This window comes from Bacteroidales bacterium (assembly GCA_021157585.1).
Taxonomy (GTDB): Bacteria; Bacteroidota; Bacteroidia; order Bacteroidales; family UBA12170; genus UBA12170.
Genome location: JAGGWH010000066.1, coordinates 25,700 through 52,571 on the forward strand (window position 1 = coordinate 25,700; position 26,872 = coordinate 52,571).

A 26,872-nucleotide genomic window follows, 5' to 3' on the forward strand; every position below is an offset into this window, starting at 1 on the left:
AGATTAATCTAAACTTTGGTTGATAGAGAAATGAAATTGACCTCCGGAAGCCTCTGGTAAACCGGGAACATCGTCGAAACCATAACCCCAATCTAAACCTAAGAGTCCAAACATAGGTAAGAATACTCTAACTCCAATACCCGCCGTTTTATATATTTTAAAAGGACTAAAATTAGCAAAGCTATCCCAAGAATTACCGCCTTCAAAATAACTCATAACATATATTGTTGCACTTGGATTTAATGATAAGGGGTAGCGTAGTTCTAAAGTAAATTTATTGTAAATAACTCCACCTAAATTTGTGCTGGTAGCATAATTTGGTGTTAAGCTTTCGTTTGAATAACCCCGTAAACCTATAAGTTCACGACCGTCCATATTATTATATCCCGATAATCCATCACCGCCTAAGAAAAAACGATCGAATGGAGTTACTCCGATATCTTTATTGTAATATCCTAAGAAGCCAAATTGTGTTCTGGTACTTAAAACTAAATCGCCAATAATTGAAGAAAAGAAATTAGCTTTCATTTTCCATTTATGGTATTCAACCCATTTGTACTTTTCTTCATCTCCCATTGTTTTGTAATCTTTAGTACCAAAGGAAGAATACGGAGGAGTGAGCTCAAGGGTAAATCCCACATCCGATCCGCCACGAGGATAGATTGGTTGGTCGGTTGAGTTACGATTTATTGTCAGTGTAAAGTTAAAGTTGTTAAACTGTCCGGTTCCATCGCCAAAACTAAATACATTATAGTTTTTTAAGTCGTATTGTTGTAAATTAATTCCCATATACATTTGGAAGAAATCATCCGGCCATTTAAGTCGACGACCAATACCCAAAGAAAGTCCATTAATGATAAAGGAATTGCTTGGAGTTACAACATCAGTAGTATTATAATAGTCTTCGTATGAATATTTTGAGTGAAAAATGGAAACACTTAAAGCATTAGGACGTTTTCCGCCAAGCCAAGGTTCAGTAAAAGAAAGACTATAACTGTTGTAACCGGCACCATAAGTTTGAAAACGTAAGCTCAGTTTTTGTCCGTCGCCTGAAGGGATAGGTTGATAGGCTTTTTTATTAAAAATATTACGTATGGAGAAGTTGTTAAATGATAAACCTACTGTTCCAATAATTCTACCATAACCCCAACCTCCTGAAAGCTCAATTTGATCAGAAGATGTTTCTTCGACAGTATAAATAATATCAACGGTTTTATCGATGGGATTTGGCTGAACATCGACACCTAATTTTTCAGGATCGAAATATTTTAATTGAGCTAATTCTCTTTGTGTACGGATAACCGCTTCTCGACTAAATAATTGCCCGGGTCGTGTGCGTAGTTCTCGTACAATTACATGGTCGTTAGTGCGTGTATTTCCTTTTATGATTATGTTTTTTAAGTAAGCCTGGTCGCCTTCACGAACACGAATTTCCAGATCTATAGAGTCGTTTTCTACTTGAACTTCAACAGGGTCGACACTGAAAAACAAATAACCATGATCTAAATACATAGAGCTTACATCAGGACCGTTTTGATTAAATGATAAATTGGTTTCTAAAAGCTCTTTATTATAAGGATCGCCCTTTCTGATTTGCAAAACAGCTCCTAAGTCTTTATCGGAATATACAGTATTCCCAACCCAATTTATATTACGGAAATAGTATTTGTCACCTTCATCAACACTAATGTCGATGATCATAGTATTATCTTTTTTGCGGTATATGCTATCGCTAATAATTTTAGCATCGCGATAGCCGAGTTTGTTATACTTTTCAATAAGTAAAGCTTTGTCGTCTTCAAAAACATTAGGAATAAATTTAGACGATTTTAAAATGGTCATCCTAAAACTTTTGTCAACATAATCTAAGACATCTGTACGCATTTTAGGCCATTTTAAGCTTATGGCATCTTTGGCTAAATTAACAAGTAATTCATCGGCATATTTTAAGGGTTTTACAAAGGCTTTTTCCTTAGTTTCTTTTAATGCAGATTTTAGTCGCTCGTCCTTAATCTCTTTATTTCCGATAATATTTATTTGATCAATACGAATACGCTTGTTTTTCTTTACTTTAATATCTAAATGAACGCTGTTAGGTCTTTTAGGGTCGGACTTTTTTACTATTTCAACATTAGTATTAAAAAACCCTTTTTCAACAAAGTGGCTCTCTATAATTTCTTTGGTACGAATCAATAAATTCTCTGTTACCACATCGCCCGGAACAAGTTTTGATTTTTCGCGTAAAGTTTCTTTATTGCTTTTGTTTATTCCGCTAATATTGAAGCTAGATAAACGAGGGCGTTCTTTTAAGGTAATATTAAGGCTAATATTATCGTCACGAACTCCAATGACACCAATACTAATATCTTCAAAAAGGCCTTGTTTCCAAAGTTTACGAATAGCGATAGCAATATCATCGCCGGGGATATTAATTTTTTTTCCAATACTTAAACCCGAAATAATTATTAGCGCATTCTCATCGAGAAATTCTATACCGCTTACTTCTATAGATTCGATATTATATGATTTGGGCTTTTCGTAGTTCAAATCAATTAGTGCATTATTTTGAGCCGTAGAAGGTAATACCAAAACTATGGTAAATAAAAGTACGGCAGTAGTAATGATACTTTGTTTTGCGTATGTTAAATAATTCTTAATCTGCATCTTAGCTTACTTAGTTGTCTGTTCACTTGTTTTGCCAAATCGTCTTTCGCGCGATTGATAATCAACGATGGCTTTGTAAAAATCTTCTTTCCCGAAATCGGGCCAATATTTAGGGCAAAAATATAATTCGCTATAGGCTATTTGCCAAAGCATGAAATTGCTGACACGTTGTTCTCCGCTGGTTCTGATTAAAAGTTCAGGATCGGGCATAAAATTAGTAGTTAGGTGTTGACTAATGCTGTCGATATTGATATCGTCAATCTCTAAGTCCCCGTTTTTTACTTTTTCGGCAATTTGTTTAACTCCATTTGTAATTTCCCAGCGAGAACTATAACTCAAAGCCAGAGATAAAGTCATACGGTCATTTTGTGCTGTTTTTTCAATAGCAGCCATTAATTCTTTGTATGTATCCGGTTTTAAGCTTTTTAAATCTCCAATTGCCTGTAGGCGAATTTTATTTTTGTTGAGCGTTTTAGTTTCTTTGTGTATAGTTCTTACTAACAGATTCATTAGAGCGTCGACTTCTTTTTTAGGTCGATTCCAATTTTCTGTTGAAAAAGCATAAAGGCTTATGAATTTTATTCCAAGTTCAGCAGCAGCTTCGGTAGTTTTGTTTACAGCAGCAACCCCATTTTCGTGACCGAAAACACGCAATTTCCCGCGCTCTTTAGCCCACCGACCGTTACCATCCATAATAATGGCAACATGCTTTGGCAAACGTTTTATGTCTATCTGATCTTTAAAATTCATCCTGCAAATTTAGTATAATCAATAATACCTTCCATTAATTAAATTTCGACAACTGTTGTCTTTTTTTAAACGGAAGGCAAAAGTAATATTTAATCCGTAAAAAACGTACCAATCTCCATTGTATCCTTTATAATCTGTAGAAGCAATATTATCTAAATCATCTGTAAATGTTTTTCTTGCACTCCAAAATAAGTTTAATCCAATTTTTTTAAATGGACTTAGTTTAAATCCTAAGCCAAAAGGAGTAGAAAAGCCTAAGTCTATATTGTCTGACGTAAAAACAGCAGCTCCACCAAAAATATAAGGCGTCCACCTGTTTTTCCTGTCGCCAATGGCATAGGGAAAGAAATTAAGTTCTCCTATTAAAGCTAAATCTTTTATTTGTGTTGAAAGATTAGCGGTTGGGTTTGTCGTGTGATCAATATTATACGTTGTGGCATCGGATTTAATATCAGCCTGAGTTGCTTCTAAGCTAATTGCCCAACGCTGATTTAAATTATACTTTAAGACTCCACCATAGGCGATATTGCTTTCGGTAAAATGCCGTTGAGGATTAAGGTCGCCAAGATAATATGCCGCACCGCCAAAAGCTCCTATTTCTAACGTTTGTGCGGAAGAAACCAAGGGTAAAAAAAACATAATATTAACACCTAAAATTAAATAAATTAATTTTTGTTGTAGTTGCATATATTTCTGATTTACCCTATCAATTCCCATGTTTAATTCCTTTTATCAATTCCCCATAATAATTTAGCACGAATAGTGGAGAAAAAATTTTCGTCGGGCAAACGAATTAGCTGAATTTTAAAATCTTCTTTTTCGATGATTAGTTCTTCATCAGATTGAAAACTCTGTGTTCTAGCATCTAAACTTACAAAATAGCTATCGTCTCTGCCGTTAATTTTTAATCTCACCGTTTTATCATCAGGGATAACGAGTGGACGTACAGATAAATTGTGAGGTGCAATGGGAGTAATAATAAAATTATTTGCATCAGGATAGATTATAGGGCCTCCTGTACTCATAGAATAAGCTGTCGATCCTGTTGGAGTGGCTATAATAAGACCATCAGCCCAATATGAATTCAAATAGTCGTCATCAATATAAACATGAATGGAGACCATAGAATTGGGTTGTTGTTTATATACCGTAATTTCATTTAAAGCAAAATTTTTATTGTTAAAAAGCTTAGCATGAGATTTGAGTTTTAATAAACTTCTAGTATCAATTTTAAAACTTTTATTTTTTAGTGCAGTAATAGCTTCTTTAATTTGTTCGCGGTTAACGCTAGATAAAAAACCTAATCTTCCCATATTAATTCCTAGTATCGGAATTCCTGAGTCGTGAACCATTGCAACTGTGTTTAGCATGTTCCCATCCCCGCCCAAAGAAATAATATAGTCTAATTTTTCAGGAGAATTATAAGGTCCGGTAAAGGTTTGGTAGCTGCTTAAATCAATTCTGCTTTTGACTTCTTCTGCAAATGGAGTATAAAATAAAGTATTGAAATCGGCTTCTTTGAGAACTTTAATCAATTCATTTAAGAACGAATAAGACGAATCGTTAAGTGATTTACCGAAAATACCAACCCTCATTTTGCTTTGTATTTATAATTTGCTACAAATGAATTATTTGCTAAAATTCTTTGGCAAATTTAAACTTTTAAAATGGCTCACGAAATTTAGCAAGCTATTATTAACAATAATTAACTGATAAGCCGCTACGTATAAGAATCTATTTGTAGAATATAATATTTTAATGTCCACTTGAAAAGTAGATAATTACACCAAACAGTATTTTTAAGAATATTGTAATATGTATATTTTGAAACGCACGAAACTTTATAAAATATTTTACTTATTTTAGCAGCTTATTAAAATTATCAATAAAGTATGCTCAATTTACTCCCGCAAACAGATTTTAGAAATAAGGTTTCTAATACCGACTTAAAAAAAACCCGACAACAAAGTTTTATTATAGAGTATTTGTATAAAAATGGACACTCATCTAATCCTGAGTTAGCCAAATTATTAAATGTGAGTTCTCCTACTATTAATAAGTTGTTATCGGAACTGGTAAATCTTGGTATTGTTCAAGAGTTAGGACATGGTGTTTCCATTGGAGGACGTCGTCCGAATTTATATGGAATAAACCCTAATGTTAAATATATTATCAGTATCGATATTGATTGTAGAATGATTAAGATGGGGGTTTTTAATTTACAAAACGAAGCGGTATCGGATATTATCACATATTTTGATAATGTAAAAAATAAAAAACAGGTTTTTGAAGAAATTTTTAAAAGATTAGATGACTTACTGGTCAGGCTTGATTTTAAAACAAGTCAATATCTTGGAATTGGAATTTCGCTTCCGGGATTAATTGAAGCAAAGACAGGGGAAACGTATAGTGATTTACTCATTGATGGTTTGAGCTTGGAAGAGGCGTTTAATAAACGTTATAAACTTCCGGTATTTACTGAAAATGATTCGCGTATTATGGCTATAGGAGAGCAGGCTTTTGGGGCTGCACGTAACAAAGAAAATGTTCTTTGTATAAATATTTGCGATGGCATTGGTATGGGAATGATTGTGAATGGGAAAATTTATGAAGGTAAGAGTGGCTTTGCCGGTGAGTTGGGTCATATTAATGTTGTAGAAGACGGTTTATTATGTACTTGCGGAAAAAAAGGTTGCTTAGAAACGGTGGCTTCCGGTACAGCTTTAATTCAATATGCACAAAATGGGATTTCCAGCGGAAAACAAAGTCTTATTGCCGAAATGGTAAATAATAATATAGATGAGATTCATGTATCAACTATTATAGAAGCTCTTGAAAATGGAGATGCATTTGCCATAGAGCTTATTAGTCAGGCAGGTACTTATTTGGGTAAAGGAATTGCCGGTTTAATTCATATTTTTAATCCGGAAACTATTATTATTGGGGGAAAAGTAGCTAGCGCAAAACATTTTTTGCTCGATCCTATACAGCAAAGTTTAAATAAATATACTATTCATAGAATAAAACAGGATACCGAAATAATTGTTTCTTCTTTAGAAGGTAAAGTTAAACTTTTAGGTGCCGTTGCTATGGTTATGAATAAATTGTTTGAGAAAGAAAGAGAACTTTTTACTTAACTGTTGAATTACACATTTCTAAACTTTTTTTCCAAAGAGTATCTTGGTTTTTTAGAATATATGCCGCCTTTGCGGCCTGCGATTTTTGTTTATCAATATAATAATGTCCCGTATTTTCACTCCCTTCGGGCGATGTTGCCAAATAAATTGAAGTGGCTGCTCCAGAATGCCAGCTACTACCACTCATTCCCCATCCGGCATATAATACTTTTGTGCCTATTACTCCTGGATGAAGAGTGTTTACGGTTATGGAACTGTCTTTTAATTTTCGTGCTAACTTAAAAGTGAAAAGAATATTACAGAGCTTTGATAGTTCATAAGCCTCGTATGGATTATAACCGTTTTCGGCATTTAAAGCTTTGAAATTAATGCTTGTAGCTTGTGCCATGCTGGCTACATTTATGATTCTAGCTGAAGCTTGAGATTTTAAATGAGGTAGAAATAAATAGGTTAAATAAAAATGGGCAAGATGATTTATAGCAAATGTTCGCTCAAAACCTTCGGCAGAATAAGTAAGTTTTTTTTCAAATACTCCCGCATTATTAATTAATACTTCTAAAGGTTTATTCTTGGAAAGAAAGGTTTGAGCCATTTGTTTTACTTCTTGTAATGAAGCAAAATCAGCTTTAAAACTTTCTATTATTGCATTTGGAGCTTGAGATAATATCCAGTCTTTTGTTTCGGAAAGTCGAGAGGGATTTCTGCCATGAATAAAAACAGTATGTCCTAACAAAGCAAGTTCTAATGCTGTTTGTTTGCCAATGCCGTCAGTAGCTCCGGTAATAAAAATGTTCATTTTAATAGCTTTACCTCAAAGATACAAAATTCATCGGCAAAATAGAGGGCGTAAAAAAAGAGGTCTTTTAGGGCCTCTTTTCTAATTTTTTTATTCTGCTTTAACTCTTTCCGCTAATTCGGAGTCAATTAAAATCCTGCCGCAATATTCACACACAATAATTTTTTTGTGCATTTTAATGTCTAACTGATGTTGAGGTGGGATTTTATTAAAACAACCACCACAAGATTCGCGTTCAATTTGAACAACAGCTAAGCCATTACGAGCATTTGAACGAATACGTTTGTATGCTGTAAGTAAACGAGGATCGATTAAAGATTCCAGCTCTGCTGATTTTTTAATCATATCACTCTCTTCTTTTTTAGTTTCTTCAACTATATCGTTTAACTCAGAGACTTTTATTTCTAAGTTGTTTTTACGTTCTTCAATAATAGCAGAAGCTTTAGCAATGTCTTCTTTTCGCAAATCCAAGTCAATGGTATATTCTTTAATTCTTTTTTCGGCTAATTGAATTTCTAAGTTTTGAAATTCTAATTCTTTTGATAAAGAGTCGTATTCTCGGTTATTGCGAACATTCATTTGCTGATCTTGGTATTTTTTAATCAATACCTGACTTTCTGCAATTTGTGCTGTTTTGTCGGCAATTTGACGCTCAAGTTGTGATGTTTCTTGAATATAATTATCAATTCGAGTTTCTAATCCGGCAATCTCGTCTTCCAAGTCTTGCACTTCTAAAGGAAGTTCACCACGGATAATTCTGATTTTATCAACCTGAGAATCAATTTGTTGCAAAGCGTAAAGCGCGCTCAAACGTTTTTCGTTTGAAATTTCTTCTTCAGATTTTTTATAGGTAATAACCGGAGTTTTTACTTCTTCAGCAACTTTCTTTTTCTTTGCCATATTTTTATGAATTATTTTATTCTATAAGTAATTAACGACCTTAGTATTAGGTTCCGAAATTCGGACTGCAAAGTTAGGAAATTTTTTGTTTAGATAGTCAACTAAAAGTTGTTTTGTAAATTGTTCGCTTTCATAATGTCCAATATCTGCAATAATCATTTGGTTTTCGGCTTCGAAAAATTCGTGATATTTAATGTCGGCTGTAATAAAAATATCTGCTTTTGCTGCTTTTGCCGCTCCAATTAAAAAGCTTCCGCTTCCTCCACATAAGGCAATTTTCTGTACGTATCCTCCTGTTAACGGACTATAACGTATGCAGCCTGTTCCGGTTTGCCGTTTCAGTTGCTTTAAAAAATCTATTTCACTCATGGGTTTTTCTAAGAAGCCAACCATTCCGGCGCCTGTAATATTCCACTCGTTTTCCAATGCAAAAATATCATAAGCAGGTTCTTCATAAGGATGATTTTTATGCAATGTTTGAATAATTTTTGCTTTGAGGTAGGCAGGAAAAACTATTTCAATCTTAGTTTCTCCTTCAAAATGAAGTTCGTTTTTATTGCCAACAAACGGATTACTTCCTTCTAGTGCACGAAAAGAGCCCTCGCCTTCTATTTGAAAACTACAAGAGTCATAATTCCCAATATTTCCAGCTCCTATTGCAAATAATGCATTACGTAAATTATCTGCATGGGAAGAGGGTACGTAAACCATCAACTTTTTTAATGTTGAAGGTTTGGCTTGTAAGATTCTGATATTCTTCAGATCAAGCTGTTTTGCAAGGGCATTGTTTACACCTTCAAAAATATTATCTAGATTTGTATGGATAGCATAAATGGCAATATCATGCTTTATAGCTTTTTCTACTATCCTTTCAATCGTATTTGACGCTGTTATTTTTTTAAGTGGTTTAAAAATTAGTGGGTGATGTGCAATAATTACGTTAGCTTTTTCGCTAATGGCTTCTTTTAATACTTCTTCAGTAACATCTAAACAAATAATAGCTTTGCTTATAATTTTATTTTTATTGCCAATAAGCAGACCGCTATTGTCATAATCTTCTTGTAAAAACAAGGGAGCAAACTTTTCTAAAGAATTACAAAGATCTATAAGTTTCATGCCGATACGATTTATTTAGCAGCTAAAATACAATACATAGTCGAAAAATGTAGTTTTATGTAACGAAAATATATACAGACCGTAAAATGTTACAATTATTATTCGCGCTTTTTTAAATCTTTTGTAAAGGTGAGTTTACGAGCTTTGTTTTTAATGCCGTTTGCCTGGCTTTATGGCTTAATAATGTGGTTTAGAAATAAACTATTTGATTGGGGCATTTTGACTGAGAAAGAGCATTATATACCAATAATCTCTATTGGCAATTTAAGTATGGGAGGTACTGGAAAAACGCCTATGGTGGAGAGTTTAATCCGTTTGTTTCAGGAGGAATATAAGTTGGCTACACTAAGTAGGGGTTATGGTAGGAAAACTAAAGGTTTTGTTATTGCAGACAAAAATGCAACCGCAAAAATAATTGGTGATGAGTCGATGCAATATGTAAAAAAATTTCCAAAGGCAGTAGTTGCCGTTTCAGAGAATCGTAATCGAGGAGTGGAAAAGCTTTTAAAAAGAGTTCCTGATTTAGAATTAATTATACTTGATGATGCCTTTCAGCATAGATTTATAAAAGCTGGACTTAGTATTTTATTGACAGACTTTTATCATTTATATTCTGATGATTATGTTTTTCCGGCAGGTAGTTTGAGAGAATTTCGTAGAGGAGCAAGACGTGCAGATATTATAATTGTTACAAAAACGCCTATAGTGTTATCTCCAATTACACGTAGAAGAATTACAGCAGAATTGAAATTGCAAAAACGCCAACTTTTATTGTTTTCAAAGATTTCTTATGATAAACTTTTGCCATATTTTGATAACAATAAAAAACGTTTAAAAAAACATTATTCTCATATTGTATTGTTTAGCGGTATTGCTAATAATTATCCACTACAAGATCATTTACAACAATTTTGTACTGATTTAACCACTTTGTCTTTTTCTGATCATCACGAATATAAACCTAAAGATATTGATAAGATATTAGAAGCATATAATAACGTTTTTAGTCAGAATAAGATATTAGTAACAACAGAAAAAGATATTATGCGACTTAAAAGTTGTGAATTAACTTCTCTTTTTGAGGGGATACCATTTTATTATATTCCTATTCGTACGGTTTTTCATAATGGTGATGGAGAATTATTGTCTAAGGCTAGTTTGAGTTTTCTATCTAATTTTAAGCATAGTGCAAAAGAAATTTAAGAGTGTGAAACTATAGAGTTTATTAATAAGTCCGCTTTCTCTGTAATTTCCAATAAATCTCTTATTACTATAGAAGCCATAAAAATGCCAAATATTGCAGGCATATAAGAAATGGTTCCAACCGTAGTTTTTTTGTTTGCTTCTCCTTCTACGGGAATAGAACTGTTTGGATTAATTTGTTCAGAAGAAAAAACCACTTTAAATCCATCATAAATACCAAGGCGATGTAGGCGTTTGCGTAAATACCGCGCCAATTTATCGTTATACGTTTTTGAAAAATCGGTAATCTGCACTTTAGAGGGGTTTGTTTTTCCTCCTGCACCCATAGAACTTATAAGTTTATTGCCGGATTTTAGACTTTGATTTATTAAAAAAACTTTAGGTGCCAATGTGTCGATAGCATCTACTACATAATCATATTTCTGTGCAATAATTTTATCAAGACGTTCGTCTTTAATATATTCTTGAATAGCGTTAATTTCTATATCAGGATTAATATCTAGAAGACGTTTCTTCATTAGTTCTGCTTTGGCTTTTCCTTCGGTACTTTTCAACGCCAGCAATTGTCGGTTCCTATTGCTTGGATGGATAGTATCACCATCAACAATAGTTAATTTACCAACTCCTGCGCGCGCCAATTGTTCTGCCGCATAAGCACCCACTCCGCCAAGACCTACGACAATTACGTGGGCTTTTTTCAGCTGTGATAGTCCTTTATCTCCAATCAATAATTCTGTACGTTCTTGCCAGAGCATAATAATTTTTTGCGCAAAAATAAATGCTTTTTATATAAAATAAAAAATCCCAATCGCCTTTGGCGAATGGGATTTTAATTTTGTGTAGCAGATGGATTACTTAACGGTATCCATATATTGAATTAATTCAACAACTTTTGTTGAATATCCCATTTCATTATCGTACCAAGAAACAACTTTTACAAAATTGTCATTCAAAGAAATTCCTGCATCAGCATCAAAATTAGAAGTGCAAGTTTCACCTACAAAATCTTGAGAAACTACGGCTTCTTCAGTATAACTTAAAATACCTTTTAATTCGTTTTCAGAAGCATTTTTCATAGCGGTTTTAATGTCTTCGTAAGAAGCACCTTTTGCCAATTTACAAGTAAGATCAACTACAGAAACATTTCCTGTTGGAACGCGAAAAGCCATTCCGGTTAATTTACCGTTTAATTCGGGAATAACTTTTCCAACAGCTTTTGCAGCACCTGTAGAACTAGGGATAATATTTAAAGAAGCTGCACGTCCACCACGCCAATCTTTCATGCTTGGTCCGTCAACAGTTTTTTGTGTAGCTGTCATAGCATGAACTGTAGTCATTAAACCTTCTGTTATTCCAAAGCTATCATTCAATACTTTAGCAATAGGAGCTAAGCAGTTTGTTGTACAAGAAGCATTAGAAACCATATCCATATCGTTGGTATATGATTTGTTGTTAACGCCCATTACAAACATAGGAGTATCATCTTTTGAAGGAGCAGACATAACTACTTTTTTTGCACCGGCATCAAGATGACCTTGAGCTTTTTCTTTTGTTAAGAACAATCCTGTTGATTCAACAACATATTCAGCACCTACTTCGTTCCATTTTAGGTCGGCAGGATTTCTTTCAGCACTAACACGAATCTCATTTCCGTTTACAACTAATTTACCGTTTTTTACACTTACTTCGCCATCAAAACGACCATGAACAGAATCGTATTTTAGCATATAAGCCATATATTCAACATCAATAAGATCGTTAATACCAACAACTTCAATATTTTCTTGTTTCATTGCAGCACGAAAAACCAATCGACCGATTCTACCGAATCCATTAATTCCAACTTTAATAGTAGCCATAATATTTTTTATTTTAAATTATTTTCGAGCGTCAAAGTACCGAATAATTCCACACTTAAGCAATTTAAAGAAGAAGAATATTTATGCAAACGATTCCAATTCCGATACTTATCTTTAAGCTTTAATCGTGAGTAATTATTTACGACCAAAATCGGCAGGAATTTCTCCCCACTGTTTAGTATTCCATTTGATTACTTTATTAGTATAGCTATTGTTGTGCAACCAAAATATGGCTCTATCGACTAATTGAAAAAGCTTTTCATTTTTTTGACTTCGTACCAATTTGGTATTAATACGTTTTTTACGTAACCAACTTAAAGCCGTCATTGAATCTGTATAAACCGGAATATTTGAGTTTTGTTTTTTTAGATAAGCCAAAGCATGGATAATGGCTAAGAATTCTCCAATATTTACCGTTCCCTCGGGAAAAGGCCCAAGATGAAAAAGGCGTATTCCCGATTTAGTATCAACGCCTTGATATTCTAAAATTCCCGGATTTCCACTGCAAGCAGCATCAACGGAAAGACTATTCCATACAATTTCACCTTCTCCTAAATTCATAGCGTAGGCAGCAGAACTACCATATATTTGTTTTTTGGAGCGAGCCATAAAATCAGAAGGGTTTCCATTTAAGGCGTTAGTTGCCATCTCTAAACTTGGAAAGGACTTATAAACAGCACCTTCAAATCCTTTTATTTGCTTTTGACATTCTGACCAAGAATCATAAATGCCACGTTTATGTCCTTTCCAGACGGTATAGTATTTCTTTTTGCTCATTGCTATTGCAAAGGTAGGGAGTAATTAAATGATCTGCTAATTCAAATTATTTTTTGTTCTCTTTTTATTACAGTGAAGTAGTTAAAATAAAAAAAGCGGTCAAAAAAGACCGTCTACCTTAGGCGGAAAACAGAATCAGGGCTTCACTTTAAGTGAAACCCTGATTTATAAATTGTACTTTTTGGGATTATTTAATAATTTCCTTCAGCTGTGTTTCCGCTGACAATAGCAACACTACCCCCGGCTCCAATACGGCTAGCTCCTGCACGAATCATAGCAACAGCCGTTTTATAATCGCGGATACCGCCACTGGCTTTAACGCCCATTTTAGGACCAACAACTCTACGCATTAGTGCTACGTCTTCAACAGTTGCTCCGGCACCTGTAAATCCTGTACTTGTTTTTACGAAATCGGCACCAACTTTTTTGGAAATCTCGCAAGCAATTACTTTTTCGGCATCGGTTAAAAGAGAAGTTTCTATTATCACTTTTAAAACTGTTGTGCTTCTGCAAGCGCGTTTAATGGCTCTAATATCCTCTTCAACTAATTTTAAATTACCCGACTTTAAAGCACTGGTATTAATAACCATATCTATTTCGTGAGCACCATTGGCAATGGCATTTCTGGTTTCAAAAGCTTTGCTGCGTGTATCCATTTCACCTAATGGAAAACCAACAACGGAACATACTTTTACAGAACTTCCTCTTACTTTTTTGGCTACATAAGGAACCCAAGAAGAATTAACACAAACCGACATAAATTTGTACTCCAAAGCCTCTTTACATAATTGTTCAAACTGTTTTTCGGTAGCTCCCGGTTTTAGTAGTGTATGGTCTATTATACTTGCAACATCTTGTGTAGATATTGTTGCAGCTGAGCTATTTTGAACAGCAGTATTGCTCTTAAGAGAAGTTCCGCTTTTTTCAAGTTTAGCAAGAATCTCTCTTGTAATTTTTTCAATCAATTCGTTTTCTTCCATTTTTATTTATATTCTTTCAATTGACATCATTTTATTTATTCTTGGCCAATGCCTTCCTCCTTCAAAACGTGTTTCGAGCCATAATTTGCTCATACTACATATATCTGAGATAGAGTGTTGTGATGTTCCCATTGTTAAAACATTGGCATTATTATGTAGGCGACTGTTTTTGATTGTAGCCTCGTTCCAGCATAAAGCTGCACGAGCTCCTTTTACTTTATTAGCTGCCATAGAAGATCCTATTCCGGCAGCATCAAGCATAATGCCTCTCTCACATTCGCCACGGACTACTTTTCTGGCTACAGCTAGAGCAAAATCGGGATAATCAACTTTAGTTGTGCCGTTGTTAGTCCCAACATCTATCACTTTATAGCCCACTGTTTCCAAATATATTTTTAGTGCTTCTTTGGTATCATAAGCTCCATGATCCGCACCAATTGCAATACGTTTTACGTGGTCTTTATTTGTATTTTCTTCGTAATTGACCATATTATTTTGTGTGCTATTATATTTTCTTCTGCTTTGAGATTGTAAACTAACAATCTTAATTCGTCTATTTGTATTATCAATCATTTCGATATATCATCAACTATAGCTGCAATAACGGTTTTAACAGTTAGGGCATCTTCATCTTCAATAACTTGTCGAGCCGAATTACCTTCCTCAATTGTTAAAACAATATCGCCAACACCAGCTTGTACGGCATCGATAGCTAAAAAGGACGTGCCGACAGCTTTTTGATCAGCATCTAAAGGTTGAACTACAAGAATCTTTTTAGATTCATAAGCTTTAGCTTTTGTGTCTGAAACCACTGTTCCGATAATTTTTCCTAACCTCATTTGCTTTCTGTAATATTGATATCGTCTATTATTCCCATTATCGCGGCATCGCAAGGATTCATTTCCCTTTCAATAATCCGGCTGGCTTCTTTAGATGTTTCGTAATAGATAATCTGTCCGATATCGGATGAAAGTGTATCTACAGCAACTAAAGCCGTCCCAACTTTTTTTAGTTCTTCGTTAAGCGGTTGAACTAAAACGAGTTTTAAACCTTCAAAAGATTCAACTTTTTGCGTGCTCACTACCCTTCCTATGATTTTACCAAACTTCATATACCAATTCTATTAAATGATTCTAAAAAAATCAACCATAGTACAGCGTCTTTCGCGAGTAAAAGTTCTTGTTCTTGTCACACCTTCGCCCGTAGGGCTAGCAATAGTGAAAGAAGCAAAACCAGCTCCTCCATTACCTAAACCGGCATAACTGGGACCGTTTTTTATAAAAATAGAACAATCCATAACTTTTGCCATTTTGCTGAGAGCTTCAATATTATGCGAATGCATCATTGCCGTGTGTTTAAAACCGTGCTCACATCTTACAGCTAAATCAATAGCGTCGTCAACATTTGGGACACGAACTAAAGGCATAACGGGCATTAACTGCTCTGTCCACACTAAAGGATGGTTTGCATCTACTTCGCAGAGTAATAAGCGGGTAGAGTCAGGAACAGTCAAACCAATCGCTTTAGCAATAACCGAAGCGTTTTTACCGACAAAATCTTTATTTGCTCCACCTTCGTGACCGGGTCGACCAGGATCTGCAATAACTAAATCGGTAACTTTTTTAATTTGATCAGCGGATAAAATGTAAGCGCCGTTTTTCTCCATTTCCACTTTTAGCCTATCGGCAACAGATTCAACAACTATTGTTTCTTTTTCGCAAATACATATTAGGTTATTATCAAAACTCGCACCATTTACAATATCTTTTCCTGCTTTTACAATATCTGCTGTTTCATCAACTACACAAGGAGGATTTCCGGGGCCGGCAGCAATAGTTTTTTTCTCCATTTTCATTGCGGCTTTCACAACTCCCGGTCCACCGGTAACAACAAGCATTGCTACTTTCGGATGGCTCATCATAATGTTAGCCGATTTTAATGTCGGAGTTTCAACGGTTGTAATCAGGTTTTTTGGGCCGCCTGCTTCTACAATTCCTTTGTTAAGCAGAGATACTAAAAGGTTAGAAACTTTTTTAGCTGCAGGATGTGTGTTAAATACAACAGAATTTCCTGCTGCAATCATTCCAATACAATTGCTAATGATAGATGCTGTCGGGTTAGTGCTGGGGGAAATAGAGCCAAGAACGCCATAAGGTGCATGTTCTACCAAAGCCAAGCCGTGATCATCGGAAAATGTTTCAGGAATAATATCTTCAACACCTGGTGTTTTTTTAATCGCTAACTCATTTTTTATCACTTTATCTTCCCAACGACCCATGCCTGTTTCGTCATTGGCCATTTTTGAAAGTAAAACAATATTATCTGTCGAGACTTTCCTAATACTCTCAATAATATCTTTTCGGGTTTCCAGAGTAAGTTTTCCTAATTCGTGAAAGGCTGTTTCAGCGGCAATAACAGCATCGTCCATAGAGGAGAAAACTCCCATTTTATCTGATGAGCTGCTATTGTCAACATTTTGCTTAATGTCTTGCAAAGCCTCTCTAACTAATTGACGTATATTTTCTTCTAAACTATCCATTTATAATTTTCTTTTACATAAAGAAAGGTTTAATCTCTTTATGCGGTTGAGGAATGATTGTTTGCATACCTAAGAGATTTTTCTCTTTGGCTTTTGCTATTCCTGCATCTACAGCTGCTTGAACATCGTCTAGTTTGCCAATCATTTTAACATATGATTTCCCGCCGTATCCATTAGCAAGGCGGATTTCAATAATTTTAACTCCTCCTGATTTGGCGGCACTGTCGGCAGATTCAATTCCTGAAACAATAGTTAAAGTTTCTATAATTCCTATGGTATCCCAGTCTTCTATAGTAATGGTTTCTCCCAAAGCGGGAATAACATCCTCGTGCACTTGAGGTAAAAACAGTTTATCTATTACGTGTGTTCCACCCGTTTCAATTCCTGTTTTGTACGCATATTCAACAGAAGCCACATCGCCGCTAAAAATAATTAAATATTTTCCTGCACTTATTGTTCGTGCATCAATAATATGAATGGGGGCTACTTTAACCATCTGATCAAAGGCTTGAAATCCAACTACTATGCTTTTAAATTCAATAGCTCCAAGGACAATTATGTTTTTTTTATCTGTCATTTTTTGTAAACCACTTTATCACTTTCATCAATCATATCAATAATTCCAATAATGATTGCATCAATCGGTTTATTCTTAGTTGTTGTTGTTTCTCTTGCCGAAGTACTTTCAGAAATCATAACCATTTCATCCTTACCTGCACTTACCAAATCAAGGGCAACCAAAAAATCGTTTTTGAGTTTTCCTTTTTGATCGCATTTATTAACTAATAAATACCTGCCTCCAGAAATCTCAATACTATTTGAGTTGCTTGTAATTGTTCCAACAACTTTTCCTAAAATCATCAGTTATCTTTATTTTTTTGATAGCTAAAATTCCCGTTTTGTTCAATAATATCTACTATAGCAACAACTGTTGCATCGGTAGGTAAACCCATAGTAATTTCAGACAGACGTGCACTACTTCCCGAAACATAAAATACTATTTCATCTTTACCGGCTCCAACGCCATCCATAGCAACGACAAAGTCGTTTTTACCTTTTAGGCTGACAGGATCTATTTTTTCGAGTAACAAAAGTTTTACTCCCTCCATTTTTGGAGTTTTTTGACTAGCTACTACGGTACCACTTACCTTTGCTAAAATCATATTATTTTATTTTTGGCGACCTAAAGGTAATGCCATATCTACATTTGCATGTGGACGAGGAATAACATGACTTGAAATAATCTCGCCTACTTTTTCACCTGCTGCTAATCCTGCTTCTACTGCAGCTCTTACAGAGGCAACATCGCCACGTACTATAGCGGTAACATATCCACCGCCCGTTTTTTCATAAGCAACTAATTCAACTTTTGCAGCTTTTACCATTGCATCGGAAGCCTCTACCATTGCGGCAAACCCGTGCGTTTCAATCATTCCTAATGCTTCTGAATTGATATCAGACATAATTTTATCTCCTATTTTTTATAATTAATAATCTTCTCTTCCTGTAATTTCTTCTAAGCGTTTTTCGACAATAGTCTTGCATTCAAGTACTTCTGCTTCGTCTCCGCTAATATATACTCTACCAAATTTACCAAAACCAATAACATCAATAATTTTTATATTAGATGCTTTTTCTGCTTCGTTAGCAGCATAATAAGCATAACCGGCAGGTTCCATTTCTAAAACGTAAAGTGTTTCGCCTTTTAATAACATGCTACCGCGACGATTTCTGTTTATAAGTTGGGCGTGATGATCGGCTACGTTTTTAATTAATTGGCTGGTTAATATTCTGGGTTTAATTCTATTTTCTTCGGTTTGGCTAATTGCGTTTAAAATTGCTTCGCCTGCCATACGAGTATCACCCTGATCGTCGGAATGCACTTCTAACATACCAAAAGCACGCTCAACAATTTGAAGTCCGGGTTTAACATTAGTTGCTTTAATGGCAACATCTGTTAAGGCATTAATTTCTATGCCGGGAGCAATCTCGATAATACAGCTTGATTGACCACCTACCGGAAGAAATCCTCTGGAAACAGTGGATATATACGATGCCATTTGCGATTGCAATGAATCTAAGAAAATATAGGTTCTTAGTTCGATATGTGATTTAGAATCGTTCATATTGTTAGAGTCTATTTATTTATATTTTTTCCTAATGGTAAGGCAGAATCGACATTTTGATGTGGTCTTGGAATAACGTGAGTTGATACTATTTCACCTACTTTTTCGGCTGCACGTAATCCTGCATCAACGGCAGCACGAACAGAAGCAACATCGCCTCTAACAACAGCAGTAACATATCCACCGCCTGTTTTTTCGTAGCTTACTAATTCTACTTTAGCAGCTTTTAACATAGCGTCAGAAGCTTCTACCATTGCTGTAAAACCTCTGGTTTCAATCATCCCTAAGGCCATCATTTCGTTATTTTCCATTTTTATATAATTTATTTTATAAGTTATCCACTTATGTATTATCTAATAATACTGTGTAATATTTGTTACTATTTCAATTTACAAACCTTTGTTTGGTAAGGCTTTTGTTGAACGAGCAAAGGTAATTAAATTTGTAATATTCGAGGAAATAATAACAGTAGTGTTAATAACTTAATGAGTGAAAGATGAAATAGAGAAGTTTTTAAAAGTCATTATTTCTCCATTCAAAACTTTCGATTAGTTTTTGGATATCAGTTTCTAAAAAAGAAATTACAGGTGCAAGAGAATCGTTGTTTGGTCGAACATTAAAATAAAGAGCTCCTCTTAAAAAATGATGTGTGCTATCAGTTAGGTAAAACTGATATGGAGAGGCGGCATCAACGCCTTTAATTGAATAAGCGAGACCGTAAACTTCTTTTTCCTCGTTTATAAATACTCTTTCGCTAATGGCATTTGCTTTTGGAATATGCTTATTAACAAGTTTATGTGTATCTTCAAGTAAAGTGTTTAAATTGCCATTTACAGCTTTATAACTTAGATGTAATTTAGCATTAAAAGAAGGAAAAACCAGATTAGTCCAATAATCTTCTGCCATAGGTTGCGGGTCGTGTTCCAGTGTGGAATATTCTGGGATTTCAAAATAATATGGGAGATTCATTTGTATTGGATGATATTTCTTTTCCGGTAAAAATATTCTAAAATAGCCTCTTGGTTTTGGTTGAAAGTATTCATCGCAAGAGGATATTAAAAATACTATTAATAGTATTAAAAATAGGGGTTTGAAATATTTTAGACTATTTTGATTCATTCCCAATTTCAATTTTTAGTTTCTTAATACGGCGGTTATCTAATGATTCAACAGTAAAAACAAAGTGATGATGTTTTAAGCTCGTTCCCTTCTTAGGGATATTTCCATAAAGCTCTAAGAACAATCCTGCAATACTGTCAAAATCGCCTTCCACCTCGTAAAAAATATCATCATTAATTTTTAATACTTTGCAAAAATCTATAATGGAAGTTTTTGCTGCAAAAATATAGGTGTTATCATTTATTTTTTCGTATTCAATGTCATCGTCCACAACATCAAACTCATCACTAATTTCTCCTACTATTTCTTCTAATACATCTTCTAATGTTATGATACCTGAAGTGCCACCATATTCGTCTACAACAATTGCTAAATGAATTTTCTTTTGGCGGAATTCATCGAGTAGTTCGTTAATTTTCTTGTTTTCGGGGACATAAAAAGGACTACGAAGCAGGGAAGTCCAATTAAAATCATTATCGCTATTTAAGTATGGTAAAAGGTCTTTAATGTAAATAATACCTTTAATTTTATCTATACTTTCTTCGTAAACCGGAATACGAGAAAATCCGGAGTCTAATATTATTTCGATAAGCTTTGAAAAAGGGGTATGTATATCTAAAGATACTATATCCATCCTTACTTTCATTATTTCACCTGCTTCAATGTCGGCAAATTTTGCTATACCTTTTAGGATATTTTTTTCTTCTTCAGTAGAATGTTCATCGGTAGATATTTCAATGGCTTCGTCTAATTGACTTAGAGAAACTTGATGCCCCTTTTTCTCTATTCGTTTATCAATAATTGCTGTTGATAATGAGAGAGCTTGGCTTAAAGGGCTTAAAAACTTATTGATAAAAAACATTGGAGTTGCAACGCTCATAACAAAATGAATGTTGTTTTGATTGGCATAAATTTTAGGCATTATCTCTCCAAAAAGCAATAAAATAAAAGTTACTACAATTACCTTTACAATAAAACCGGTAATTGGGAAAGCCGAGAAATCAAAATTCTTATCAATAAGATATGCCGATAAAATAATTATTGCCACATTAACAAAATTATTTGCAATCAATATGGAAGCAAGTAGATTCTTAGGCTTATCTAATAAGCTTTTTATGCGTTGATTGATTTTATTTTTCTTTTCTGAGATATCGTGTAAGTCGCTGGGGCTTAAAGAAAAAAAAGCTGTTTCGCTACCGGAAATCATTGCTGATGCTATTATTAAAATAATTAGCAGTACAAGATAAAACAAAAGACTTAAATCAAAAGAAGATCGAAATACGGAATTTATTGGGATTAGAAGAAGTGAAGAAAGGGGGTCGTAATCAGCTGTTTCCAAATGTTGTTTTGTGTTGATGAATACGCAAAATTACACTTTTTTTAAATGCAAAAGTAATTTTTAAACCAAGTATTAAAGTCTAAAATTCAGTAGTTTAATCATTATTGTTGTTAATTTCTAATTTAAACCCTGTTCCATGAATATTTTTAATGTTGATGTTGGGGTCTTTACTTAACATTTTTCTGAGTTTAGCAATAAAAACATCCATACTTCTTCCAATAAAATAATCGTTAGATCCCCAAATTTGTTTTAATGCAAAGTCGCGTGTTACCAACTGATTTTTGTTTTTACAAAGTAGTTTTAAAAGAGCGGCTTCTTTACGCGTTAGTGTTTTTTCTGTTTCCTCAAAATAGAGAACCATATTCTCATGGTCGAAATTGTATTTCCCTATTTCAAAAAATTTAGGTGTATTTTCTTGTCGATATTGAATGATGTAGCGTTTTAAAATGGCTTCAATACGTAAGCTTAATTCTTCTGTATTAAAAGGTTTGGTAATATAATCGTCGCATCCTATTTTAAATCCCGTAATGCGATCTTCTTTTAATGTTTTGGCGGTGAGGAAAATGATAGGGATATCCTCGTCTAAAGTTCTAATATCTTGTGCCAAGGTAAAACCGTCTTTTTTTGGCATCATAACATCTAAAATACATAGATTAAAATCCTCTTTTTTAAAAGCTTTTAAGCCTTCTTCGCCATCATTTTTTAGTATTGTTTCGTAGCCTAACATTTCTAAATAATCTTTCAAAACTAAACTTAGGTTAGTATCGTCTTCGACTAATAATATTTTTGCTTTTGTTTCCATTATTTTGTTAATCTTTTCGTATTTCGTTAAACGGCAGATAAATTTCAAATGTCGATCCACTTCCAAAGGTACTGTTTAATCTAATAAAACCGCCATGCTCCTTTACCATTTTTTCGGCATAAAATAAGCCTAATCCAAAACCTTTAACATCGTGGATATTACCGGTATGTGCTCTATGAAATTGATTGAAAATATTGGCTTGATCTTCTGTTTTTATACCTATACCTTTATCTTCAACAGAAATTAAAATGCCTTTTTTAATATTTTTCGTTCGTACTGTAATTATAGGTTTTTCCGGAGAATATTTATTTGCATTATCTAATAGATTGCCTATAATATTTGTCAAATGCATTTTATCGGCACGTATTTTTGATCGTGCTGCCGAATACACTTTTTTAATTATACCATCACGCTCGAGTATGAAAATTTCGCTATTGCTAATGATTTGATCGAGCAGCTTATGTACATCTATTTCTCTTTTCCGAATTTTCAGTTGTCCTTTATCAAGTAGGGCAACTTGCAACACTTCTTCGACTTGATTTTTTAGACGGATATTTTCTTCGTAAATAATTTTGGCGTATTTCTTTATTTTTTCCTTGTCGTTTTGTACTTCTGTTTTTAAAAGCATTTCGCTGACTAAAGAAACGGTGGCAATAGGAGTTTTAAATTCGTGAGTCATATTATTTACAAAGTCATTTTTAATCAAACTAATTCTTTTTTGTCGATAAATAATAACAATTGTAAACGCAAAACTAAACCCTACTATTAAAACAAATAATCCCGAAAATACAAAGCCCCAGATTAGATTTTGTAATATAAGATTATTAGTGTCAGGAATATAAATAGCAAGAAAATATGGTGACCCTATGCGTAAACAGCTCAAAGGGGTTTTAAATTCAGAATCAAGGATTTGTTGTTCAAAGTTTTGAAAATCTCCACCAAGTAATTTTTTTGTCCCACTTAAATAAATGCCATATTTGAAATTTAGATTAGCTTGTAAGCTTTTAAATTCATTTAATAACAAAGAATCTATAAGTACATAATTTATATTATTGATATTGTTTGATATAGAGTCTTCTATATTATCTTGGGATGAGAATAATTGTTGTCTTGTTTTACTGTTTTGGATTCTGAACAGATTATTGGCAACAGCTTTTAAGCTCATTTTAATTTGAGCATTTAGTTGGGTTTTCTTTAGCTCGTAGGCATTACCAATCCAATAAATTTGAAATATTGCAATTCCTATAATGGCAACAGAAGTTAGAACAATTAGTAATATACCTGTACGTTTGTTCATTTGGATTGTTTCTGTTTTTATTCTTGCCAAAATTAACAGAATTTTCTCAATCTCTAAATTGATGAGATTAAGGTTTTAGTCTAATGCTTAGACAAGAAAAAAGCCGGTTTAAATCGGCTTTTTAATTTTAAAGTCCTTTGCCGTGGCAGTGCTTGTATTTTTTCCCGCTTCCACAGGGGCAAGGGTCATTTCTTCCGACTTGCTTTTCTACTTTTATTGGCTGTGGTTTTTGTTTTGTTTGAGTATTTGAGTGTGATTGCGAGAGTAAATCGTCTCTACTTTCTTTGAGGTTTTTATTTGCTTGAGGTAGTTTAGCTTCGCGTAAAGAAGTTTGTTGTTTTGGTAAATCTCCTTTGATCAAAAATCCACTTATTTCTCTATTATTTTTTTGAACCATTTCTTTAAATAAATTAAATGATTCGAATTTATAAATTAAAAGAGGATCTTTTTGTTCGTAAGAGGCATTTTGAACAGATTGCTTTAAATCGTCCATTTCGCGTAAATGCTCTTTCCAGGCATTGTCGATAATACTTAAAGTCAAGCCTTTTTCAATTGAAAGAGGAATTTCTCTTCGACCATCGTTATATGCTTTTTCCAGATTAGTGATAATATTATGTGTTTTTACTCCATCGGTTATTGGAATTGCGATGTTTTCATAAGTCGTTTGATTTTCAACAACATCTTTAATTACAGGATATACTTTTTGTGCTATGGCATCGGATTTTAATTTGTAATTCTTGTAAACGAGATCGAAAATTTGTTGAGTAAGCTCTTCTTCAGATTTGTTAGCAAAAGTATTACTATCAAAAGGAGCTTCAACCAATACCGTAGTTAACAATTCCATATTTAAGCCTTCATAATTGGTAACTTCTTTGTATTCAGCAACTATTGTTTCAATATAATCATAAAGCATATTGGAAATGTCTATAGCTAATCGTTCGCCATATAACGCATGCCTTCTTTTACTATAAATAGCTTCTCGCTGAGTATTCATAACATCATCGTATTCTAACAGACGTTTCCGTACTCCAAAGTTATTTTCTTCTACTTTCTTTTGAGCGCGTTCAATAGATTTAGTAATCATAGAATGTTGAATTACTTCTCCTTCTTCTAAGCCTAAACGATCCATAATTTTTGCAATTCTTTCTGATCCGAACATTCTCATCAGATTATCATCGAGAGCAACAAAAAATTGAGAACTTCCGGGATCTCCCTGACGTCCGGAACGACCACGCAACTGTCTGTCAACTCGTCTCGATTCATGGCGTTCAGTACCTATAATGGCTAATCCTCCGGCATCTTTTACTTCTTGAGTAATTTTAATATCTGTACCTCTACCGGCCATATTGGTGGCAATGGTTACCGTTCCTGCTTGACCAGCTTGAGCAACAATATCAGCTTCGCGTTGGTGTAATTTGGCATTTAATACATTGTGCTTAATATTTTTACGATTAAGCATTCTGCTGAGTAATTCTGATGTCTCTACAGAAGTTGTACCTACTAATACCGGTCTTCCTTGTTCTACAAGAGCTACAATTTCATTTGTAACCGCATTAAATTTTTCGCGAGTAGTTTTAAAAACCATATCTTCTCTATCATCACGAATGATAGGTCGGTTTGTTGGAATTACTACTACGTCGAGTTTATAAATATCCCATAGTTCTCCGGCTTCCGTTTCGGCAGTACCTGTCATACCCGAGAGTTTACTGTACATTCTGAAATAATTTTGAAGTGTTACGGTAGCATAAGTTTGAGTAGCGGCTTCTATTTTTACATTTTCTTTGGCTTCTATAGCTTGATGTAAGCCGTCAGAATAGCGACGACCTTCCATAATACGACCGGATTGTTCATCAACAATTTTAATTTTATTGTCGATAATAACATATTCTACATCTATTTCAAATAAAGCGTAAGCTTTTAACAGTTGGTTTACCGTATGTACGCGTTCTGATTTTATAGAGTAATTTCTTAAAAGTTCGCTTTTTTTAATGTTTTTTTCTTTTGCATCTAAATCTGATTTTTCAAGTTCAGCAATGTCTGCACCAATATCAGGTAAGATGTAAAAATCAGGATCATCATAAGATGCTGTCATTAAGTCTATTCCTTTATCCGTTAGGTCTATAGAATTACTTTTTTCGTCAATAACAAAATATAGCTCATCATCTATGATGTGCATATGTTTATTTTGTTCTGCCATATAAAAGTTTTCTGTTTTTTGCATGAGCGTTTTCATGCCCGGCTCACTTAGGAATTTTATTAAAGCCTTATTTTTTGGTAATCCTCTGAAGGCTCTAAAAAGTAATTCGCCTCCCTTTTTTTCCTGTTTATCATCAGGATTTCCGTGTAATATTTTTTTAGATTCGGCAAGTATAGATGTTACTAATTTTCTTTGCGCTTGATATAGACGTTCAATATTTGGTTTTAAGGCTTCAAACTCTTGATTGTCGCCTTTTGGTGTGGGACCGGAAATGATTAATGGTGTTCTGGCATCGTCAATAAGTACAGAGTCAACCTCATCTACTATAGAATAATTATGTTTCCTTTGAACTAACTCATCGGGATTACTGGTCATGTTATCACGCAAATAATCAAATCCAAATTCGTTATTTGTTCCATAAGTAATATCTGCAAGATAAGCTTTACGGCGATCTTCTGAGTTTGGTTCATGTTTATCGATACAGTCAACTTTTAGCCCATGAAATTCAAATAGCATTCCCATCCATTCGGCATCCCTTTTAGCTAAATAATCATTTACGGTAATAAGGTGAACGCCTTTTTCGGCAAGTGCATTAAGATAAACGGGTAGTGTTGCAACTAATGTTTTTCCTTCACCGGTTGCCATCTCTGCCACTTTTCCTTGGTGTAAAACAATTCCTCCTATCAACTGAACGTCGTAGTGTACCATATCCCATTTAATGAAACTTCCTCCGGCCATCCATTCGTTTTTGTAATACGCTTTATCGCCTTTGATATAAACGTTATCCATTTTAGCGGCTAAATCTTTGTCGTGCTGAGAAGCTGTAACTTCTACTACGTCATTTTCTTTAAAGAGAGCAGCCGTAGCTTTCATAACAGCAAATGCTTCCGGAAGAATTTCATCAAGAGTATTTTGTGTTATTTCGTATAGTTTTTCGTTTAATTTATCAATTTGTAAATAAATATTTTCCTTTTCATCAATACCGATACTCTGATTTTCTTCGGCTTTTTGTTTTAGGATGGCAATCTCTGCCTCAACTTCTTTGATGGCATCTTTAATAGTTTGCTTAAACTCTATTGTTTTAGCTCTTAGTTCATCTGTATTTAAAGTGGAAATGTCTTTATAAGCCTCAAGGATTTTTTCTAAAATGGGATTTATGGCTTTTATATCGCGTTGGGATTTACTTCCCATTAATTTTTTAAAGAAATTCTTCATTTGTTTGTTATTTTATGTTTGTCAGATAACACGTCTCTTATTTATCGACGGAAGTT

Annotated in this window: 28 protein-coding genes; 2 read left to right on the top strand and 26 right to left on the bottom strand. The window is 34.0% G+C overall.

The window, feature by feature from the left end; all coding sequences use genetic code 11:
• Nucleotides 1-3: 3 nt before the first annotated feature.
• The 4 genes from J7K39_04235 to J7K39_04250 are packed head-to-tail and all read right to left on the bottom strand — an operon-like array spanning nt 4 to nt 5,009.
• Nucleotides 4-2,664, bottom strand: a complete 2,661-nt coding sequence (locus tag J7K39_04235) for a BamA/TamA family outer membrane protein (GenBank protein MCD6179092.1) — start codon at nt 2,662-2,664, stop codon at nt 4-6.
• A 6-nt stretch (nt 2,665-2,670) separates the two neighbouring features.
• Complete coding sequence (locus J7K39_04240; GenBank protein ID MCD6179093.1) at nt 2,671-3,414, bottom strand: isoprenyl transferase; 744 nt, start codon at nt 3,412-3,414, stop codon at nt 2,671-2,673.
• An 18-nt stretch (nt 3,415-3,432) separates the two neighbouring features.
• The gene (locus tag J7K39_04245; protein MCD6179094.1) at nt 3,433-4,131 is read right to left on the bottom strand and encodes a hypothetical protein; all 699 of its coding nucleotides are present in this window, start codon (nt 4,129-4,131) and stop codon (nt 3,433-3,435) included.
• 2 nt (nt 4,132-4,133) lie between these two features.
• Nucleotides 4,134-5,009, bottom strand: coding sequence for an NAD kinase (locus J7K39_04250; GenBank protein MCD6179095.1), 876 nt, complete (start codon nt 5,007-5,009; stop codon nt 4,134-4,136).
• A 297-nt stretch (nt 5,010-5,306) separates the two neighbouring features.
• On the opposite strand from J7K39_04250, the gene J7K39_04255 reads away from it, so the two are divergent.
• Nucleotides 5,307-6,551: an ROK family transcriptional regulator gene (locus J7K39_04255; protein ID MCD6179096.1), complete on the top strand. Its 1,245-nt coding sequence runs from the start codon at nt 5,307-5,309 to the stop codon at nt 6,549-6,551.
• Here the strand turns inward: J7K39_04255 and J7K39_04260 are convergent.
• From J7K39_04260 to J7K39_04270, 3 genes are all read right to left on the bottom strand, one after another.
• Nucleotides 6,544-7,347, bottom strand: a complete 804-nt coding sequence (locus J7K39_04260; GenBank protein MCD6179097.1) for an SDR family oxidoreductase — start codon at nt 7,345-7,347, stop codon at nt 6,544-6,546. The genes J7K39_04255 and J7K39_04260 overlap by 8 nt on opposite strands.
• A gap of 90 nt (nt 7,348-7,437) precedes the next feature.
• Nucleotides 7,438-8,247 carry a hypothetical protein gene (locus J7K39_04265; GenBank protein MCD6179098.1) on the bottom strand — a complete coding sequence of 270 codons (810 nt, stop codon included), beginning with the start codon at nt 8,245-8,247 and terminating at the stop codon, nt 7,438-7,440.
• 21 nt (nt 8,248-8,268) lie between these two features.
• On the bottom strand, nt 8,269-9,363 hold the full coding sequence (locus J7K39_04270) for a Nif3-like dinuclear metal center hexameric protein (protein MCD6179099.1): 1,095 nt from the start codon (nt 9,361-9,363) through the stop codon (nt 8,269-8,271).
• A 129-nt stretch (nt 9,364-9,492) separates the two neighbouring features.
• Here J7K39_04270 and lpxK point away from each other — a divergent pair, with 129 nt between their 5' ends.
• The gene (lpxK, locus tag J7K39_04275; protein MCD6179100.1) at nt 9,493-10,566 is read left to right on the top strand and encodes a tetraacyldisaccharide 4'-kinase; all 1,074 of its coding nucleotides are present in this window, start codon (nt 9,493-9,495) and stop codon (nt 10,564-10,566) included.
• Here the strand turns inward: lpxK and J7K39_04280 are convergent.
• From J7K39_04280 to secA, 19 genes are all read right to left on the bottom strand, one after another.
• Nucleotides 10,563-11,321: a tRNA threonylcarbamoyladenosine dehydratase gene (locus tag J7K39_04280; protein ID MCD6179101.1), complete on the bottom strand. Its 759-nt coding sequence runs from the start codon at nt 11,319-11,321 to the stop codon at nt 10,563-10,565. The two genes, lpxK and J7K39_04280, sit on opposite strands and share 4 nt — an antisense overlap.
• Before the next feature lie 96 nt (nt 11,322-11,417).
• Entirely contained in the window at nt 11,418-12,425 is a 1,008-nt protein-coding gene (gene gap, locus J7K39_04285) for a type I glyceraldehyde-3-phosphate dehydrogenase (GenBank protein MCD6179102.1), read from the bottom strand.
• A 135-nt stretch (nt 12,426-12,560) separates the two neighbouring features.
• On the bottom strand, nt 12,561-13,202 hold the full coding sequence (locus tag J7K39_04290) for a viroplasmin family protein (GenBank protein MCD6179103.1): 642 nt from the start codon (nt 13,200-13,202) through the stop codon (nt 12,561-12,563).
• Between the two features lie 191 nt (nt 13,203-13,393).
• Nucleotides 13,394-14,182 (bottom strand): deoxyribose-phosphate aldolase, encoded by a 789-nt coding sequence (deoC, locus tag J7K39_04295; protein MCD6179104.1) that lies wholly within the window; start codon nt 14,180-14,182, stop codon nt 13,394-13,396.
• A 6-nt stretch (nt 14,183-14,188) separates the two neighbouring features.
• Nucleotides 14,189-14,755 carry a ribose 5-phosphate isomerase B gene (rpiB, locus tag J7K39_04300; protein ID MCD6179105.1) on the bottom strand — a complete coding sequence of 189 codons (567 nt, stop codon included), beginning with the start codon at nt 14,753-14,755 and terminating at the stop codon, nt 14,189-14,191.
• Nucleotides 14,752-15,021, bottom strand: coding sequence for a EutN/CcmL family microcompartment protein (locus tag J7K39_04305; GenBank protein MCD6179106.1), 270 nt, complete (start codon nt 15,019-15,021; stop codon nt 14,752-14,754). Before J7K39_04305 ends, rpiB begins: the two co-directional genes overlap by 4 nt.
• Nucleotides 15,018-15,293, bottom strand: a complete 276-nt coding sequence (locus J7K39_04310) for a EutN/CcmL family microcompartment protein (protein MCD6179107.1) — start codon at nt 15,291-15,293, stop codon at nt 15,018-15,020. Before J7K39_04310 ends, J7K39_04305 begins: the two co-directional genes overlap by 4 nt.
• A gap of 12 nt (nt 15,294-15,305) precedes the next feature.
• Nucleotides 15,306-16,721: an aldehyde dehydrogenase EutE gene (locus tag J7K39_04315; protein ID MCD6179108.1), complete on the bottom strand. Its 1,416-nt coding sequence runs from the start codon at nt 16,719-16,721 to the stop codon at nt 15,306-15,308.
• A 13-nt stretch (nt 16,722-16,734) separates the two neighbouring features.
• Nucleotides 16,735-17,298: a BMC domain-containing protein gene (locus J7K39_04320; GenBank protein ID MCD6179109.1), complete on the bottom strand. Its 564-nt coding sequence runs from the start codon at nt 17,296-17,298 to the stop codon at nt 16,735-16,737.
• Nucleotides 17,295-17,582: a EutN/CcmL family microcompartment protein gene (locus J7K39_04325; protein ID MCD6179110.1), complete on the bottom strand. Its 288-nt coding sequence runs from the start codon at nt 17,580-17,582 to the stop codon at nt 17,295-17,297. The genes J7K39_04320 and J7K39_04325 overlap by 4 nt, the downstream gene beginning before the upstream one ends.
• Nucleotides 17,582-17,884, bottom strand: coding sequence for a EutN/CcmL family microcompartment protein (locus tag J7K39_04330; protein MCD6179111.1), 303 nt, complete (start codon nt 17,882-17,884; stop codon nt 17,582-17,584). The genes J7K39_04325 and J7K39_04330 overlap by 1 nt, the downstream gene beginning before the upstream one ends.
• 6 nt (nt 17,885-17,890) lie before the next feature.
• The gene (locus J7K39_04335) at nt 17,891-18,184 is read right to left on the bottom strand and encodes a BMC domain-containing protein (GenBank protein ID MCD6179112.1); all 294 of its coding nucleotides are present in this window, start codon (nt 18,182-18,184) and stop codon (nt 17,891-17,893) included.
• Nucleotides 18,185-18,208: 24 nt separating this feature from the next.
• Entirely contained in the window at nt 18,209-18,847 is a 639-nt protein-coding gene (locus J7K39_04340) for a hypothetical protein (protein MCD6179113.1), read from the bottom strand.
• A gap of 11 nt (nt 18,848-18,858) precedes the next feature.
• Nucleotides 18,859-19,143: a BMC domain-containing protein gene (locus J7K39_04345; GenBank protein ID MCD6179114.1), complete on the bottom strand. Its 285-nt coding sequence runs from the start codon at nt 19,141-19,143 to the stop codon at nt 18,859-18,861.
• Nucleotides 19,144-19,360: 217 nt separating this feature from the next.
• Complete coding sequence (gene gldD / locus J7K39_04350) at nt 19,361-19,966, bottom strand: gliding motility lipoprotein GldD (protein MCD6179115.1); 606 nt, start codon at nt 19,964-19,966, stop codon at nt 19,361-19,363.
• The gene (gldE, locus tag J7K39_04355; GenBank protein ID MCD6179116.1) at nt 19,953-21,305 is read right to left on the bottom strand and encodes a gliding motility-associated protein GldE; all 1,353 of its coding nucleotides are present in this window, start codon (nt 21,303-21,305) and stop codon (nt 19,953-19,955) included. Before gldE ends, gldD begins: the two co-directional genes overlap by 14 nt.
• Nucleotides 21,306-21,399: 94 nt before the next feature.
• Nucleotides 21,400-22,107, bottom strand: coding sequence for a response regulator transcription factor (locus J7K39_04360; GenBank protein MCD6179117.1), 708 nt, complete (start codon nt 22,105-22,107; stop codon nt 21,400-21,402).
• A gap of 7 nt (nt 22,108-22,114) precedes the next feature.
• Nucleotides 22,115-23,404, bottom strand: a complete 1,290-nt coding sequence (locus tag J7K39_04365; GenBank protein MCD6179118.1) for a HAMP domain-containing histidine kinase — start codon at nt 23,402-23,404, stop codon at nt 22,115-22,117.
• Between the two features lie 127 nt (nt 23,405-23,531).
• Nucleotides 23,532-26,816 (bottom strand): preprotein translocase subunit SecA, encoded by a 3,285-nt coding sequence (gene secA / locus J7K39_04370; protein ID MCD6179119.1) that lies wholly within the window; start codon nt 26,814-26,816, stop codon nt 23,532-23,534.
• Nucleotides 26,817-26,872: the final 56 nt, after the last annotated feature.

What these genes read in the sequence shown, in the direction of transcription:
- secA (MCD6179119.1), bottom strand. Translation starts at nt 26,816, where the DNA reads ATGAAGAATTTCTTTAAAAAATTAATGGGAAGTAAATCCCAACGCGAT.
- J7K39_04330 (MCD6179111.1), bottom strand. Translation starts at nt 17,884, where the DNA reads ATGATTTTAGCAAAGGTAAGTGGTACCGTAGTAGCTAGTCAAAAAACT.
- deoC (MCD6179104.1), bottom strand. Translation starts at nt 14,182, where the DNA reads ATGGAAGAAAACGAATTGATTGAAAAAATTACAAGAGAGATTCTTGCT.
- gap (MCD6179102.1), bottom strand. Translation starts at nt 12,425, where the DNA reads ATGGCTACTATTAAAGTTGGAATTAATGGATTCGGTAGAATCGGTCGA.
- J7K39_04235 (MCD6179092.1), bottom strand. Translation starts at nt 2,664, where the DNA reads ATGCAGATTAAGAATTATTTAACATACGCAAAACAAAGTATCATTACT.
- J7K39_04240 (MCD6179093.1), bottom strand. Translation starts at nt 3,414, where the DNA reads ATGAATTTTAAAGATCAGATAGACATAAAACGTTTGCCAAAGCATGTT.
- J7K39_04320 (MCD6179109.1), bottom strand. Translation starts at nt 17,298, where the DNA reads ATGACAGATAAAAAAAACATAATTGTCCTTGGAGCTATTGAATTTAAA.
- J7K39_04315 (MCD6179108.1), bottom strand. Translation starts at nt 16,721, where the DNA reads ATGGATAGTTTAGAAGAAAATATACGTCAATTAGTTAGAGAGGCTTTG.
- J7K39_04360 (MCD6179117.1), bottom strand. Translation starts at nt 22,107, where the DNA reads ATGGAAACAAAAGCAAAAATATTATTAGTCGAAGACGATACTAACCTA.
- J7K39_04280 (MCD6179101.1), bottom strand. Translation starts at nt 11,321, where the DNA reads ATGCTCTGGCAAGAACGTACAGAATTATTGATTGGAGATAAAGGACTA.
- J7K39_04255 (MCD6179096.1), top strand. Translation starts at nt 5,307, where the DNA reads ATGCTCAATTTACTCCCGCAAACAGATTTTAGAAATAAGGTTTCTAAT.
- J7K39_04340 (MCD6179113.1), bottom strand. Translation starts at nt 18,847, where the DNA reads ATGAACGATTCTAAATCACATATCGAACTAAGAACCTATATTTTCTTA.
- J7K39_04325 (MCD6179110.1), bottom strand. Translation starts at nt 17,582, where the DNA reads ATGATTTTAGGAAAAGTTGTTGGAACAATTACAAGCAACTCAAATAGT.
- J7K39_04270 (MCD6179099.1), bottom strand. Translation starts at nt 9,363, where the DNA reads ATGAAACTTATAGATCTTTGTAATTCTTTAGAAAAGTTTGCTCCCTTG.
- J7K39_04305 (MCD6179106.1), bottom strand. Translation starts at nt 15,021, where the DNA reads ATGAGGTTAGGAAAAATTATCGGAACAGTGGTTTCAGACACAAAAGCT.
- gldD (MCD6179115.1), bottom strand. Translation starts at nt 19,966, where the DNA reads ATGAATCAAAATAGTCTAAAATATTTCAAACCCCTATTTTTAATACTA.
- J7K39_04245 (MCD6179094.1), bottom strand. Translation starts at nt 4,131, where the DNA reads ATGGGAATTGATAGGGTAAATCAGAAATATATGCAACTACAACAAAAA.
- J7K39_04290 (MCD6179103.1), bottom strand. Translation starts at nt 13,202, where the DNA reads ATGAGCAAAAAGAAATACTATACCGTCTGGAAAGGACATAAACGTGGC.
- J7K39_04335 (MCD6179112.1), bottom strand. Translation starts at nt 18,184, where the DNA reads ATGTCTGATATCAATTCAGAAGCATTAGGAATGATTGAAACGCACGGG.
- J7K39_04265 (MCD6179098.1), bottom strand. Translation starts at nt 8,247, where the DNA reads ATGGCAAAGAAAAAGAAAGTTGCTGAAGAAGTAAAAACTCCGGTTATT.
- rpiB (MCD6179105.1), bottom strand. Translation starts at nt 14,755, where the DNA reads ATGATTGATAATACAAATAGACGAATTAAGATTGTTAGTTTACAATCT.
- J7K39_04260 (MCD6179097.1), bottom strand. Translation starts at nt 7,347, where the DNA reads ATGAACATTTTTATTACCGGAGCTACTGACGGCATTGGCAAACAAACA.
- J7K39_04365 (MCD6179118.1), bottom strand. Translation starts at nt 23,404, where the DNA reads ATGAACAAACGTACAGGTATATTACTAATTGTTCTAACTTCTGTTGCC.
- J7K39_04345 (MCD6179114.1), bottom strand. Translation starts at nt 19,143, where the DNA reads ATGATGGCCTTAGGGATGATTGAAACCAGAGGTTTTACAGCAATGGTA.
- J7K39_04310 (MCD6179107.1), bottom strand. Translation starts at nt 15,293, where the DNA reads ATGAAGTTTGGTAAAATCATAGGAAGGGTAGTGAGCACGCAAAAAGTT.
- J7K39_04250 (MCD6179095.1), bottom strand. Translation starts at nt 5,009, where the DNA reads ATGAGGGTTGGTATTTTCGGTAAATCACTTAACGATTCGTCTTATTCG.